The following is a 14,375-nucleotide window of genomic DNA, read 5'->3' as shown; positions in this document are numbered from 1 at the left end:
GCCGCAAATAAGCCAACACAAGACTCCCGCGATAGCCGACAAGCTGACGCAACACAGCTAGCCCGCAAGCTACCTGTGCTGGCCCACCTTTCCTCTTGCCACTATGCTGGCACCCGAAGTCACCTGTGACCGTGCGGCATCAGAACACTACCTGCACTCGAGCAGACAGCGTATTACCATCATCCGGCCCCTCGAAATCACCACTGCGATTGTTGGTATCCCAGAGCGTGTAATCGAGCATGACCCGTGACCAGTCATTTGGATACCAGTTCAGTCCGACAGTAGTCGCGTCACCATTGCCTCCGGGATAGTCTGGCGCATCATTGAAGTCGAGCTCCTGGTAACGAGCAGCAAGCTGGAAGGCACCTGGACCACCGGTCGCGACCGGATCATTGATCTCCGGCAGGCGCCAGACTCCAGATTTTCGTGAGTATGCATGGTACTCACCGGTCAGGAAGTAACTGGCCTGTACACTCCAGGCGTCATAGCTCATGCTCTCGCTGCCGGTGGAATCACGCTGATCCACGCTACGCTGCCCGTATTCGGCTGCTGCAGCGAACGACCCCAGCGACGTTGCCAGTTCAAGACCATAGGCAGTACTCGATTCGGGGTCGCTGAGCTTGCGACTACGAATCGTCACGTTGTCGTTGAAGTGATCGGCAGCATTGATGTTCTTGAAGACCGCATCATCACTGCGATCAAAATCCTCGTAGAAGCCCCAGCCCCCCAGATGCACCATGTCCGTGCCATCATGCCAGGGATTCCAGTGCGCCCGAGTCATGTAGGTGGTGGTATCGGAATGGTCAGTATCAGCCCCGAGTCGTCCGTTGGTCACCGCAAACGAGGTATGCCAATCACGGCTATCGCCGTAGATCTTGCCCTTCACGCCGAGGCCATAGGAACCACGGTCTGGACCAACAGCACTACTGACGAAATTACGCTCCATAAACCAGGTGTTGTTGGAGGAGGTCGCGCCATCCAACGAGCGGTCGTCGTACTTGTTACCCACGTAAAGCATCACATCCTCATCGCCCCACTCGAATCGACTCGAGATATAGGCGTCGCGGACACTCGCATCATTTCCCGCCAGGTCATAGCCCAGCTTGTAACCGATTCGTTCGGACAACTGTCCGGAGATATCCAACCTCAAGCGCCTTGCCTCGCTACCACTTATATTGCGCTCATCACTGGAGTCATCATATCGGGAACCGCTGGTGGTCGAGGCGTCATACTGCAGGCGCCCACCTATCTGCAGGCGACGAGTGCCATCGGCACTGATGAACTCAGGGCCGCCATCCGACCAATCGATACGTGACTGATCTGACTGGGCAGCCTCGAGTAACGCCACCTGACTCTGTAATTCCTCGATCGACTCTCTGTCTTCCACTGTGGTCTGGTCATTGCTGGATGACATGGAAGCCTCCTCTGGCATCACCGAGCCACCAGCAGCGCTCGAGGCAATTGTCTCCGTCGCTTCGCCGGAACTCGTCTGCGACTCCAACTGCGTCAGACGTGCCTGCAGCGCCTCAAGCTGCTGGGCCTGGCGCTCCAGCATCTCGGACTGTTGCTCTACCAGTTCAGCAAGCTCAGCGGCGGTCACTTCGCTGGCCACTGCCATGCCGCTGACACCGGGTAGTGGCATCAACCCAATAGCAGTGGCTGACAGGACGGCAACACCGCCTGTAGTAATCTGTTTCGGCATGATTTTCCCCTGTTCCTTGAGGGTCGATTTCCGTTTCTGGTTGGGAGCCTTACGCATAAATCTGGTCCAACAGCACACGATCAACGCGCCTGCAAGGCGATATAGCGGGCAGCAAAGGGGGTCATCTGCTCAGGGCTATGCGTCACGCCTGGCATAACCCATTGCCGCCAGTTGAACTCGAGTTTGGCATCTCGCGCCTGACGCTCGGCAAAGGCGTAATAGTTCCGAGTTCGCTCGACCCGGTTCACTCCCTGGGCATTGGCTTCGGGGGTCTGGCGCATGACGGTATGCAACGTTGTCGTGTCCGCCCCGCCCGCCAGCAGTAGAAGAGGTTGAGCCAGGAAAGACTTGATCGCTTCAGGGTCCATCATCGGCACACCACCAGTCCCATAAGGCCACTCGATGGATGGGTCCGGCATCGTGTACCACCCCGCTGCAGCAACGATTATCTCTTGTGCCTGTGAATCAGGCATGAACATGGCAAAGCGATGGGCAAACTGTGCACCAGCACCATGCCCATACAGGTAATAGGTCGTAGGGCCTTGCGGACTGTGCATACGGAAATCAGTAAAAAGTCGTTCGACGAGCGTGAATGCCCAATTTTCAGGTGGGTTGATCTCCTGCGGCCTTGTGCGACCGCGAATCTCTTGTGTCGACGTGGCCTGAAAGACATTCCCCAGATTGTACCCATTGCCTCCCGGATAGACCTCCGCACTGAAGCGTGGAGCCAGCACCATCAAGCCTTCACGCTCGGCATACTCCGCCCAGCTATCGCGGTATTCTCTGGCATCGCGACGGAGACCATGCAGCACGAGAACAACCGGCGTCTCTGCACTGTAGTTATGTGGCTGGTAGTAATAGACCGTGACCGACTGCTGAGTGACAGGGTCGTGAAATAGGTAATGCCCCGCACCTTGTACAAGACTCGTGTGCTCATCAGCCCCCTCTACTGCCAGAGGTAGGCACAGCAGCATCATTGCGAACCAGATTCGCATCGGCGTTGCCTCTTTTATTGGAGTTATTCAGGTTCAGACATATCCAGACTCGACCAGCGGCTGAAACGACCGGCCTGAGTCTGGCATGAGATGGAAGCGACCTATCTGCCGTAATATTCCTCGACTGTGTCCTCCGCAACCTGTTGCAGCCAGGCGGCGGTGTCGTCATCAATACGTCCGTAATAGGTGTAGGGGTTGCCCACCACCGATGTGTCGTAGAGCGCAGCGAAGACGGTCGCCGCTGCCAGGTAAGTACCTTCCGGAGTGGGATGGCTGCCGTCGTAATCGACGTGTAATGCCAGCTCGGGACGTTGCTCGTAGGATTTCTGGAAGGCAAGGCCCACCGGGATCACCAGCGCTCCAATCTCATTACCGACCTCGGTGTAGAGATCATCGACCTTGTCGATCATGGTGGGATCATAATTGTCATGATCCTCGCTGTAGGCGGGCGTCATGTAGAGCACGGTTTGCGCACCGGTTGCCTGGATGGCCTGATGATGCCTGATGACCGCATCACGAAATCCCTGCTGATTCTCGTCACTCAGAGCGGCAGCGCTGTGGCCCTGGAGCACGACAGCATCAAAGGGATCAGACAGCCCCAGCGCTCCCGGATAGAGATAGCTCTTCACTTCATGCTGCGACAGGTAAGCGCCGGAGATGGTCGCGGATTTGCTGTTGAGCTGTTCAGCGAGCTCGGGATGGGCCGCTGCAACCATACGTTTGACGTAATTGTGCAGGCTGTTGTTGTAATACTGATAACTGTTGCCGACATAGAGCAACTGTTGCGGATCGGGATGCTCAAGGGCAACGACTTCAGGTGCGATATCCGCCATTGCTGATGTTGGAAGCAGGGCCAACAGGCTGAAGACGCCGAAACCGGCAAGGGACACTTTCATTGATATTATCTCCGTCCAGGGGCTGTGTTGTGAGGGACTGTGGTATTCGCATCAGGAAACCTCAGCACCACCCAGAAGGAGCAATACGCATTCCTCTTTCTATTTTGCTCTTATCTTTCATGCAATTAAAAAGTTTTACTGCAACGAAAGTCGCAAGACCAATCAGCAATTCTGGATGTAAACCCGCACAGAGCAACTGCAGGTACTGTGCGGATATCCGCACAAGCGTGCTTCTCCCTACGATCAATACAAAGCAAAACGGGCAGCCCGAAGGCTGCCCGTTTCAGTACCACTCGACGCTATGCCAATTGGCAAGGCCGAAACCATTTCGCATTGCTGGTATTGAAGCCCAGCGCGAAATGCCTTTCCTTAGCGACGGAGACCCAGACGCTGGATCAGAGACTGGTAACGCCCCAGGTCCTTGCGCTTCAGGTAGTCCAGCAGCTTACGGCGCTGGTTGACCATGCGGATCAGGCCACGACGAGAGTGGTGATCCTGCTTGTTGGTCTTGAAGTGATCCTGCAGGCCGTTGATGTTGGCGCTCAGCAGAGCTACCTGAACTTCAGGGGAACCGGTATCGCTATCACCGCGAGCGTATTCCTTGACGATTTCGGCCTTCTGTTCGGCGGTAAGTGCCATCTGTCTCTCCAGTAAGCAATATGCCTAGATAATGAATGTCGGAGACCACGCATATTTGCAGTCTCCATCTTGCGTGCCCTGATGGGCGACTAGTCCTGTGCCGAGCCCGCGACAAACGAACTCAGCAATCGGCGAGGGATGATATCCCCCTCCGTCTCCACCACACCGAGACCGACAAAGGCATCGTCGCGGTAGAGTCGAATCGGATTCTCGCCGGCATCGACTGCCCTGGAGAAATCCCATTCCTGTCGTGCGGGTTGACCAAAGGTCAGCGCCCGAGCCCCTCTCTCGCTCAACTGGTGGGCGGGAAGGTGCTGGAGCAGGCTGTCGATCGGCGCCAGTTGCGCCTCTCGTTCGCTCTGATCCGGCAAGGATTCAAGCATCTCGATGGTCACCATGCCACTGGCATCGAAGGGACCCGTCTCGAGACGTCGAAGCTGCGATATATGTCCTTCGCAACCCAGTGCTTTGGCCATGTCTTCAGCAAGCGTTCGCACATAAGTGCCCTTGCTGACCCGAACTTCGATATCGAAACTCGGCGACACGCCGTGCAGGCTGGCCGAAAGTAGCCGCGCATCATACACCCTAATCGCGCGACTTGCACGTTCCACGCTCTTGCCCTCACGGGCCAGTTCGTAGAGTTTGCGGCCATTGAGTTTCAACGCTGAATACATCGGTGGCGTCTGCTGCTGCTCACCGATAAAGCCCGCCATCATGGTACGAAGATCAGACTCCTCCAGCGTCGGGACTGCCGACCTGGCAACCACTTCGCCTTCAGCATCGCCGGTGTCAGTGCTCGCGCCTAGTTCAACCCGGGTGCGATAGACCTTGTCGGCATCCAACAGATGCTGAGAAAACTTGGTGGCCTCGCCCAACAGCACCGGCAATAGCCCGGTCGCCATGGGGTCCAGAGTGCCGGTATGACCAGCCTTCTGAGCCTGAAACAGACGACGGACGCGCTGCAGGGCGTGATTGCTGGACATGCCCTGCGGCTTGTCCAGCAACACTACGCCATCAATCGGTAATCCCCGACGGCGACGCCCCATCAGTCCTTCGCCCCATCCTCGTCGTCAGTATCATCATCGGCATTTCGCGAGCGGTCCGTTGCAACGGCCTCCTCGATCAATGACGACAGATGCTGACCACGTACCACGCTTTCATCGTAGTGGAAACGCAGTTCCGGAACGTGGCGTAACTTGATGCGGCGACCGATCTGCGAACGCAGAAACCCCGAGGCGCGCTTGAGCACACCGAGGTTTTCCTTGATACGCTCCGGCGTCTGCTCGCCCAGTAGGGTGATATGCACATCGGCATAACCCAGATCTCGACTGACAGACACGCCACTGACGGTGACCATCCCCAGACGCGGATCCTTGACCTCGCGCTGGATGAGTACCGCCAGCTCCTTCTGGAGCTGGTCGGCGACTCGGTCGGTACGCTTGAACTCGCGCATGGTAACGGCTCCTCGAACGCTTACAGCGTGCGCTCGACCTTGACCTGATCAAAGACTTCGATCTTGTCGTTGACCTGGACATCGTTGTAGTTCTTCACCCCGATGCCGCACTCCATGCCATTGCGAACTTCCTGGACATCGTCCTTGAAGCGGCGCAGAGATTCCAGCTCACCTTCATAGATCACGACGTTGTCGCGCAGCACGCGGATCTTCTTGTTACGGAAGACGCTACCCTCGACAACCATACAACCGGCAACCGCACCGATCTTGGGCGCACGGAAGACATCACGCACTTCTGCCACACCGACGATTTCTTCCTTCCACTCAGGCTCGAGCATACCGCTCATCGCCTGCTTGACCTCGTCGATCAGCTGGTAGATGACGCTGTAGTAGCGCAGCTCCAGCACTTCACGCTCGATGATCTCGCGCGCGGCGGCATCGGCACGGACATTGAAGCCGATCAGGATGGCGTCACTGGCCAGTGCCAGGTTGGCGTCGGTACCGGTGATACCACCAACACCCGAGGACACCACGGAGACCTGCACCTCATCGGTGGACAGCTCTTCCAGTGCACCCTTGATGGCTTCCAGTGAACCCTGTACGTCGGCCTTGAGCACGATGTTGAGCTTGGCGGCAACGTCCTGGCCCATCTGCGAGAACATGTTCTCCAGCTTGGCCTTCTGTTGACGCGCCAGGCGCACTTCGCGGTACTTGCCCTGACGGAAGTTGGCAACTTCACGTGCCTTCTTGTCGTCGGCCACGACCATGAAGTCATCACCGGCTTCCGGCGTACCATCGAGACCCTGGATCTCGACCGGCATGGCCGGACCCACGGCATCGACCTGCTGGCCGAGTTCGTTGGTCAGTGCACGCACGCGGCCGTAGTGCAGGCCAGCCAGCACGATATCGCCCTTCTTCAAGGTACCGTTCTGGACTAATACAGTAGCAACCGGACCACGACCCTTGTCGAGACGCGACTCGACCACCACGCCTTTACCCGGCGCAGACGGCACGGCCTTGAGCTCGAGCACTTCGGATACCAGGTGAACGGCTTCGAGTAGCGTCTCGATACCATCACCGGTCTTGGCCGATACGTGAACGAACTGGGTATCGCCGCCCCATTCTTCAGAAATGACGCCGTGCTGAGACAGCTCATTCTTGACGCGATCGGGATCGGCGTCCGGCTTGTCCATCTTGTTGACCGCCACCACCATCGGGACTTCCGCGGCCTTGGAGTGCTCCACGGCTTCGATGGTCTGCGGCATCACGCCATCATCAGCGGCAACCACCAGGATAACGACATCAGTCGCCTTGGCACCACGGGCACGCATGGCGGTAAAGGCCGCGTGTCCAGGCGTATCGAGGAAGGTCACACCGTTGTTGTCGTCTTCGACGTGGTAGGCACCGATGTGCTGGGTAATACCCCCGGCCTCACCAGTGGCGACCTTGGCACGACGAATATAATCGAGCAACGAGGTCTTACCATGGTCAACGTGACCCATGACGGTAACGACCGGCGAACGAGTGATTTCCTCACCTTCGTAGGAGATCGCCTCGAGCACCGCAGTTTCCAGCGCATCGTCCTTGACCAGCTTGGGCTTGTGGCCCATTTCCTCGACGACGATCGCCGCGGTGTCCTGGTCGATGGTCTGGTTGATGGTCACCGCGGCGCCCATGGTGAACATGGCCTTGATGACTTCGTTGGCCTTGATCGACATCTTGTCGGCGAGTTCCGCCACCGAGATTGACTCGGGGATCGAAACCTCACGGACAATAGGCTGTGTTGGCTTCTGGAAGCCGTGCTTGCCACCGCCCTGACTGGAGCCACGACGGCTGCCACGGCGCTCGGCACGCTTGGCCTTCTTGCCACCACCGCGACGGCGCTCTTCACGATCGCTGCGGTCGTCGTCATCGCGACTATCACGGCCTTTCTTGCCACCAACGGCTTTCTTGACGGCGGCACGACGGACGTCACCACGACCTTCCTTGGGCGGAGCAGGAGGCTGATCACCCGAAGAATCTTCACTGACAACCAGCTCCGGCACCGGAATTTCCGGCACTTTTGCTTCAGCAGTAGATTTCTTCTTGTCGGCCGCAGCTTTCGCCGCTTTTTCAGCCTCAGCGGTAGCATCGCGCTCGGCCTTCTCTGCCGCCTGGCGTGCTGCCTGCTCAACGGCCTCGGCCTCACGACGCGCTTCCGCCTCAGCCATATCGCCTACCAACTGACGCGGGCCATGATCCTCAACAGGAGTCGATTGCTCCTCTTCAGCCTCATCGCGCTTGACGTAGGTGCGCTTCTTGCGAACCTGCACCTCAATCGTCTTGCCGCGCTCATTGGTCTTGATCTTGCTGCGTGTCTTGCGGGTCAGGGTGATGCGATTACGCGCTCCCGGACCTGTGCCTCCACCGTGACTCCTGGTAAGGAAGTCAAGCAATTTGCGCTTGTCTTCCTCGGATACGGCATCACCTTCGGACTTGTGTTCGAGTCCGGCTTCTTTCATCTGCTCCAGCAGGCGTGGCACTTCGCGCCCCACCTTTGCTGCAAAATCCTTAACGGTCATCTCTGACATTACGACCCTCCTCAGCCCGTGACCCTGTTACTGTTCATTCTCGAACCATGGTGCACGGGCAGTCATGATCAGTGCTGCAGCGCGCTCCTCGTCCATCCCTTCGATGTCCACCAGGTCATCGACGGACTGCTCCGCCAGGTCCTCCATGGTCCTGATTCCCCGGCTGGCCAGAATGAGCGCCAGATGACGTTCCATGCCGTCCATCTCCAGCAGATCATCTGCCGGCTGGGCACCATCCAGTTCTTCCTCGGAGGCAATGGCCAGGTTCAAGAGCTCGTCTTTGGCACGAGCACGAAGCTCTTCAACGAGATCCTCGTCGAAATCTTCGATCTCCAGCATTTCCTCGACCGGTACGTAGGCCACCTCCTCTATCGAGGTGAAACCCTCCTCGACCAGCAGCCGAGCGACATCATCCTCGATGTCCAGATGCTGAACGAAGTGCTCGACCAGGCTGTCGATTTCCTGATCGCGCTTGGCCTCGGCATCCGCTTCGGTCATGACGTTGAGACGCCAACCAGTCAGCTCGGAAGCGAGACGCACGTTCTGGCCACTACGGCCAATGGCTTGCGCCAGGTTGTCCTCGGCAACGGCAACGTCCATCGCATGGGCGTCCTCGTCGACGAGAATCGAAGCGACATCGGCAGGCGCCATGGCGTTGATCACCAACTGCGCGGGATTGTCATCCCACAGCACGATATCGACACGTTCATTCTGCAGTTCAGACGACACCGCCTGTACGCGCGAACCGCGCATACCGACACAGGCGCCGACTGGATCGATACGGCGATCATTGGTCTTGACTGCGATCTTGGCCCGCGAGCCTGGGTCGCGCGCTGCGCCCTTGATCTCGATCAGCTGCTCGGCAATCTCCGGCACCTCGATCTTGAACAGTTCGATGATCATCTGCGGATTGGTACGCGACAGAATCAACTGAGCGCCGCGCGCCTCTGCATCAACCTTGACCAGCAAGGCGCGAACACGTTCATTGAGACGATAGCGTTCACCGGGAATCATCTCACTGCGTGGCAGGAATGCTTCAGCGTTGTCGCCCAGGTCAATGATCAGACCGTCACGTGTCGTCTTCTTGACAATGCCGGCAACCAGTTCCCCTTCACGCTCGGCATACAGGCGTACCACTTCAGCACGCTCGGCCTCACGGACCTTCTGCACAATGACTTGCTTCGCAGTCTGAGCCGCGATACGGCCGAAGGCAGCATTCTCGATCTGCTCCTCGACTACATCACCCAGGCCCAACGGCGGATCACGACGCTGAGCAAAAGTCAGCTTGATCTGCGCATCGGGGCCATCAAAGTCATCATCCTCAATCACTTCCCAGCGACGAAACGTCTCGTATTCGCCAGTGACGCGGTCAATGTGAACACGGACGCTGGCTTCCACGTCTTCGAAACGCTTGCGTGAGGCACTGGCCAACGCCGCCTCAACAGCGTCGAAGATGACCTCGCGGGGAACCCCCTTTTCGTTGGAGATCGCGTCAACGACCGCCAGAATCTCTTTACTCATGCCTTAAAGCCTCGCCAGATAACCTGTCCTTGTATTCACAGACACGCATTCACAGACACCAGATCACAGAGACATCACTCACCGAACTGCGGGATGACCCGCGCTTGATCGATGCCGTCAATGGGAAAGCAATATTCCTCGCCGTCAAGCTGGACCAACACCTCATCTCCCTCGACTCCAGCCAGCAAGCCCTGATATTTGCGACGCCCCTCATAAGGAGCACGCAACTTCAGGCTGACCTGATGTCCGGCATAGCGAGAAAATTGTTCCAGAGTAAACAAGGGTCGATCCATACCCGGCGAGGAGACCTCGAGCCGATACTCGCCGACAATAGGATCTTCGACGTCCAGTACACCGCTGACCTGCCGACTGATATCGGCACAGTCATCGACGTTCACGCCGTTGTCGTGATCGATATAGATCACCAGGCGTGAGTGTTTGCCCTGAGACAGGTAATCGATGCCCCAGAGTTCGAACCCCATGGCTGTTACCACCGGTTCGATCAGCGCTTGTAGCGCAGCATCCTTGATGGCCACGAATGAAAACTCCTACAGCCGTTGCATCAGCACCTGGCCGGGAGTGAACAGGAGAGTCAGGTGGCTGATTGGCAATGCGCGCCGCTGGCACGTTGGTCAGCGGGCTGCTAACAAAAAGCCCCTTCACTGGAAGGGGCTTTTACAAGAAACCTGTTACCAAACCAGCAGAACAGCACGCCCCTTGAGGATACTTGCTGCCTGCCGTGAAATGGTAGCGGGGACCGGATTTGAACCGATGACCTTCGGGTTATGAGCCCGACGAGCTACCAGACTGCTCCACCCCGCATCAATCTAGGCCGGTGAGTATATGCTGACAGTACCAACGCGTCAAGCAATTCACCATGCTGCCAACCCTGCGAGAAGATCGCTGACTATACATATGTCGCGAGACTTCGATGGTGCCGAAGGCGGGACTTGAACCCGCACGACCGTTAGGTCACTACCCCCTCAAGATAGCGTGTCTACCAATTCCACCACTTCGGCTAGGGGAGGCTGAGAGGTTCAGTTACCGCTTTCCTCCAGCACTGGCGCAGTATTATCCACGTCACTGGGCGACTCGTCAAGAGTCGGAGCGGTATTATTCTGCTGCTGTTCAATCACTTCCGCATCGGGAACACCGATATCCGGTGTCGCTTCACCTGCCTGAGACGCAAACCAGGCCAGCGTCAATGATGTAGCAAAGAAGCATACGGCAAGCAGCGCGGTCGCACGGTACAGGAATGTGCCGCTACCACGGGAACCAAACACAGTCTGGGAGGCACCGCCACCAAAGGCGGCCCCTGCTTCAGCGCCCTTGCCCTGCTGCAGCAGAATGAGCGCTACCAGGGCGATGGCAATCGCCACATGGATCATGAGAATCGCAACGTGCATGTATTCAACCTGCTGACTGACAAATGGCTAGAAAATCGTCGACCTGCAGCGATGCTCCGCCGATCAGGCCGCCGTCGATATCGGGTTGAGCCAGCAACTCCGCCGCATTACTCGGCTTCATGCTGCCTCCGTAAAGCACCTTCATGGTTTCGGCCAGCTGAGAATCATAGCTCGCCAACCGCGCACGAATCGCCGCATGCACCTGCTGCGCCTGCTCTGGAGTAGCGGTGCGGCCGGTACCAATGGCCCAGACAGGCTCATAGGCCAACACCAGGCGCTGACGCTGGTCCGCGGAGAGTGCATCCAGCACCGCATCCAGCTGACCAAGCACCACCGCTTCGGTACGTTCAGCATCACGCTCCTCAAGGGTCTCACCCAGGCACAGCACCGGCACCAGGCCTGCCTCAAGAGCCGCCTGTACCCGCGCCAATACCGCCGAGTCATCCTCGCCGAACAGCGTGCGTCGCTCCGAGTGCCCCACCAGCACCATCTGTACGCCCAGGTCGTTGAGCATCGTGCCGCTCACCTCGCCGGTGAAGGCGCCAGACGGCTGATCACTGAGTGTCTGGGCGCCAATACTGATCGCTTCAGGCAACCGACTTCGCGCAATACCCAAGTAGGGAAAAGGCACCATCAGCGCCGCATCCACGCCATCGGGAAGCGCCGTCTGCGACAATTCTTCAGCAAAGGTTGCGACCAGCTCCAGGGAGCCGTTCATCTTCCAGTTGCCGGCGATCAGGGGGGCACGCATGAGACATCCTCTTCCAAGGTGGGCCGAAATGTTATAGGAGCGGCAAGGTTTGCTCAAGTTTTGAGCGAATGGTTAGCTACGAGCTACGAGCTACGAGCTACGAGCTACGAGCCAGCAGCATACGCCACACTCGTAACTCGTGACCTGCCGTTACAGCAGTTCGCGCACATCATCCGCCAGCTTGCGGGCCAGACCATCCACATCCAGGTGCGGACGGCCTTCGACCATAACGCGGATCAACGGCTCGGTACCGGAAGGACGCAACAGCACTCGACCTTCCTCACCCAACTGCTGTTCAACCGCAGCAACCGCATCTGCGAGGCGTTTGTCCTTCATCAACGCCTTGGCATCGGCGCCGGGGCTCAGGCGTACATTGACCAGTGATTGCGGCGCCTTCTCGTAGCCATGCAGCAGACGTGAAATCGGTGCTTCTTCACGCACCATATACGACAACACCTGCAGAGCCGAGACGATACCATCGCCGGTGGTCTGCACATGGCCACAAACGATATGCCCGGATGACTCACCACCCAGCTGCCAGCCGTTGGCGGCCAGGCGCTCCATGACATAGCGATCACCAACCTTGGCGCGCTCGAAAGGAACTCCCATTCCTTCCAACGCAGCAGCCAGGCCGAAATTGCTCATCAGTGTTCCGACCACGCCACCGCCCAACTCGCCACGCGCATGGCGGTCACGGGCAATCAAATAGAGCATGTCGTCGCCATCGATCTCATGGCCGTCGGCATCTACCATCAACACTCGGTCACCATCACCATCAAAGGCGATGCCAAGATCAGCGCCCTGCTGAATGACGGCCGCCCGCAGCGTTGCAGGATGTGTTGATCCGACCTCATGGTTGATGTTCAGACCGTCAGGATCGGCTCCAATCAACGACACTTTCGCACCCAACTCCTTGAAAACACTAGGAGCTATGTGATAAGTCGCACCATGGGAACAGTCGAGAACAATTCTGAGGCCGTTGAGGTTGACCCGCTCCGGAATCGTTGACTTACAGAATTCGATATAGCGACCCGCCGCATCATCAACACGCGTTGCCTTGCCCAACTCATCAGGCGACACCGTGGTCAGAGTGTCTTCCAACGCGGCCTCGATACGCTCCTCGATTTCGTCGCCCAGCTTGGCGCCCTCTGCGGAGAAGAACTTGATGCCGTTGTCCTGAAAGGCATTGTGCGAGGCGGAAATCACGATACCGGCATCGGCACGGAAGGTCCGCGTCAGGTACGCAATTCCAGGCGTCGGCATCGGGCCAAGCAGCATGACATCGACGCCAGCCGCGGAGAGCCCTGCTTCAAGCGCCGACTCGAACATGTAGCCAGAGATGCGCGTATCCTTACCGATCAGCACGCGAGCGCGCTGACGACGCGGCACGATGCAACGTCCAGCAGCCCAGCCCAGCTTGAGCATGAAATCGGGCATGATCGGTGCCTGCCCGACGGTTCCACGAATCCCATCGGTTCCAAAATAGCGTCTAGCCACGGTTTTCTCCTTGTTCAACGCCCTCTTCAAACACCGCCCAGGCCATATTCACGGCATCCACATGGGGAGCAATATCGTGGACACGCAGAATGCGTGCACCACGCTCAACCGCTAGCGCCGACAATGCGAGACCACCCGCGAGGCGCTCTTCCACGGGACGCTCCAGGACCTTGCCGATGAAACTCTTGCGTGACATGCCCACCAACAACGGCAACTCCAGCTCACGCAACCTTTCCATACGATGCAAAAGACGCAGATTATGTTCCACGGTCTTGGCAAAACCAAAGCCCGGATCCAACAGCAGTCTGTCACGACGCAACCCAGCCGCTTCACAAGCTGCTATGCGCTGCTCGAGAAACCCCAGCACCTCATCCTCGATAGCCTCTGCATAGTGCGGCGCATCCTGCATGTTTCCGGGCTCACCGAGCATATGCATCAACACCACCGGCAAACCAGTGCCCGACGCTGCCTGAAGCGCTCCCTCACGACGCAAGTTGCGCACGTCGTTGATCATGCCTGCTCCAGCGTGGCCGACAGCACGTATGACTTCTGGTGTCGATGTATCTACCGACACCAACGCATCGAGCTCACGTACCAATGCCTCAACCACCGGCACCACTCTGTCCAGCTCCTGCTGCACGCTGACCGGCTCCGCTCCGGGGCGAGTAGACTCTCCGCCCACATCAATGATCGCTGCACCTTCTGCCAGCATCTGCTCGGCACGCTTCAGCGCATCATCCATTGACAGATGGCGACCACCGTCAGAGAACGAGTCAGGGGTAACATTGAGAATGCCCATGATCCGCGGGTAGGAAAGGTCGAGCCGGTGACGGCCACAGGCGAGGGTCAAGGAAGCACTCGAATCCATGTTGAGAAAGGTCCTGATATCGGAAGTTGCATGACAGAGCCACGCTGCGTCACGCCAAAGGCGCCCCGCAGGGCGCC

General features: G+C 58.0%; 13 protein-coding genes and 2 tRNA genes. All 15 read right to left on the bottom strand.

What is annotated here, in order from left to right; all coding sequences use genetic code 11:
• Nucleotides 1-139: 139 nt before the first annotated feature.
• Nucleotides 140-1,702 carry a porin gene (locus AR456_RS01305; protein WP_021819081.1) on the bottom strand — a complete coding sequence of 521 codons (1,563 nt, stop codon included), beginning with the start codon at nucleotides 1,700-1,702 and terminating at the stop codon, nucleotides 140-142.
• An 80-nt stretch (nucleotides 1,703-1,782) separates the two neighbouring features.
• Nucleotides 1,783-2,697, bottom strand: a complete 915-nt coding sequence (locus AR456_RS01300; RefSeq protein WP_021819082.1) for an alpha/beta hydrolase family protein — start codon at nucleotides 2,695-2,697, stop codon at nucleotides 1,783-1,785.
• Nucleotides 2,698-2,798: 101 nt separating this feature from the next.
• The gene (locus AR456_RS01295) at nucleotides 2,799-3,593 is read right to left on the bottom strand and encodes an SGNH/GDSL hydrolase family protein (protein ID WP_021819083.1); all 795 of its coding nucleotides are present in this window, start codon (nucleotides 3,591-3,593) and stop codon (nucleotides 2,799-2,801) included.
• Nucleotides 3,594-3,962: 369 nt separating this feature from the next.
• Nucleotides 3,963-4,232, bottom strand: a complete 270-nt coding sequence (gene rpsO / locus AR456_RS01290; protein ID WP_021819084.1) for a 30S ribosomal protein S15 — start codon at nucleotides 4,230-4,232, stop codon at nucleotides 3,963-3,965.
• An 89-nt stretch (nucleotides 4,233-4,321) separates the two neighbouring features.
• The gene (truB, locus tag AR456_RS01285) at nucleotides 4,322-5,278 is read right to left on the bottom strand and encodes a tRNA pseudouridine(55) synthase TruB (RefSeq protein ID WP_021819085.1); all 957 of its coding nucleotides are present in this window, start codon (nucleotides 5,276-5,278) and stop codon (nucleotides 4,322-4,324) included.
• Nucleotides 5,278-5,685: a 30S ribosome-binding factor RbfA gene (gene rbfA / locus AR456_RS01280; RefSeq protein WP_021819086.1), complete on the bottom strand. Its 408-nt coding sequence runs from the start codon at nucleotides 5,683-5,685 to the stop codon at nucleotides 5,278-5,280. Before rbfA ends, truB begins: the two co-directional genes overlap by 1 nt.
• Nucleotides 5,686-5,705: 20 nt before the next feature.
• Nucleotides 5,706-8,255 carry a translation initiation factor IF-2 gene (gene infB / locus AR456_RS01275; protein ID WP_021819087.1) on the bottom strand — a complete coding sequence of 850 codons (2,550 nt, stop codon included), beginning with the start codon at nucleotides 8,253-8,255 and terminating at the stop codon, nucleotides 5,706-5,708.
• Nucleotides 8,256-8,282: 27 nt separating this feature from the next.
• Complete coding sequence (gene nusA, locus AR456_RS01270) at nucleotides 8,283-9,776, bottom strand: transcription termination factor NusA (protein WP_021819088.1); 1,494 nt, start codon at nucleotides 9,774-9,776, stop codon at nucleotides 8,283-8,285.
• A gap of 74 nt (nucleotides 9,777-9,850) precedes the next feature.
• A complete protein-coding gene (rimP, locus tag AR456_RS01265; RefSeq protein ID WP_021819089.1) occupies nucleotides 9,851-10,312 on the bottom strand; it encodes a ribosome maturation factor RimP in 462 nt (153 codons plus the stop codon).
• Nucleotides 10,313-10,521: 209 nt separating this feature from the next.
• A tRNA-Met gene (locus AR456_RS01260) sits at nucleotides 10,522-10,598 on the bottom strand.
• 110 nt (nucleotides 10,599-10,708) lie between these two features.
• A tRNA-Leu gene (locus tag AR456_RS01255) sits at nucleotides 10,709-10,795 on the bottom strand.
• An 18-nt stretch (nucleotides 10,796-10,813) separates the two neighbouring features.
• Complete coding sequence (gene secG / locus AR456_RS01250) at nucleotides 10,814-11,182, bottom strand: preprotein translocase subunit SecG (protein WP_021819090.1); 369 nt, start codon at nucleotides 11,180-11,182, stop codon at nucleotides 10,814-10,816.
• A 4-nt stretch (nucleotides 11,183-11,186) separates the two neighbouring features.
• A complete protein-coding gene (gene tpiA, locus AR456_RS01245) occupies nucleotides 11,187-11,933 on the bottom strand; it encodes a triose-phosphate isomerase (protein ID WP_021819091.1) in 747 nt (248 codons plus the stop codon).
• 150 nt (nucleotides 11,934-12,083) lie between these two features.
• On the bottom strand, nucleotides 12,084-13,430 hold the full coding sequence (gene glmM, locus AR456_RS01240; RefSeq protein ID WP_021819092.1) for a phosphoglucosamine mutase: 1,347 nt from the start codon (nucleotides 13,428-13,430) through the stop codon (nucleotides 12,084-12,086).
• Complete coding sequence (gene folP / locus AR456_RS01235) at nucleotides 13,423-14,298, bottom strand: dihydropteroate synthase (RefSeq protein ID WP_021819093.1); 876 nt, start codon at nucleotides 14,296-14,298, stop codon at nucleotides 13,423-13,425. The genes glmM and folP overlap by 8 nt, the downstream gene beginning before the upstream one ends.
• Nucleotides 14,299-14,375 lie beyond the last annotated feature (77 nt).

The sequence above is a fragment of the Halomonas huangheensis genome, from assembly GCF_001431725.1.
Classification (GTDB): domain Bacteria; phylum Pseudomonadota; class Gammaproteobacteria; order Pseudomonadales; family Halomonadaceae; genus Halomonas; species Halomonas huangheensis.
This window is presented reverse-complemented; position numbering and strand designations above follow the sequence as displayed.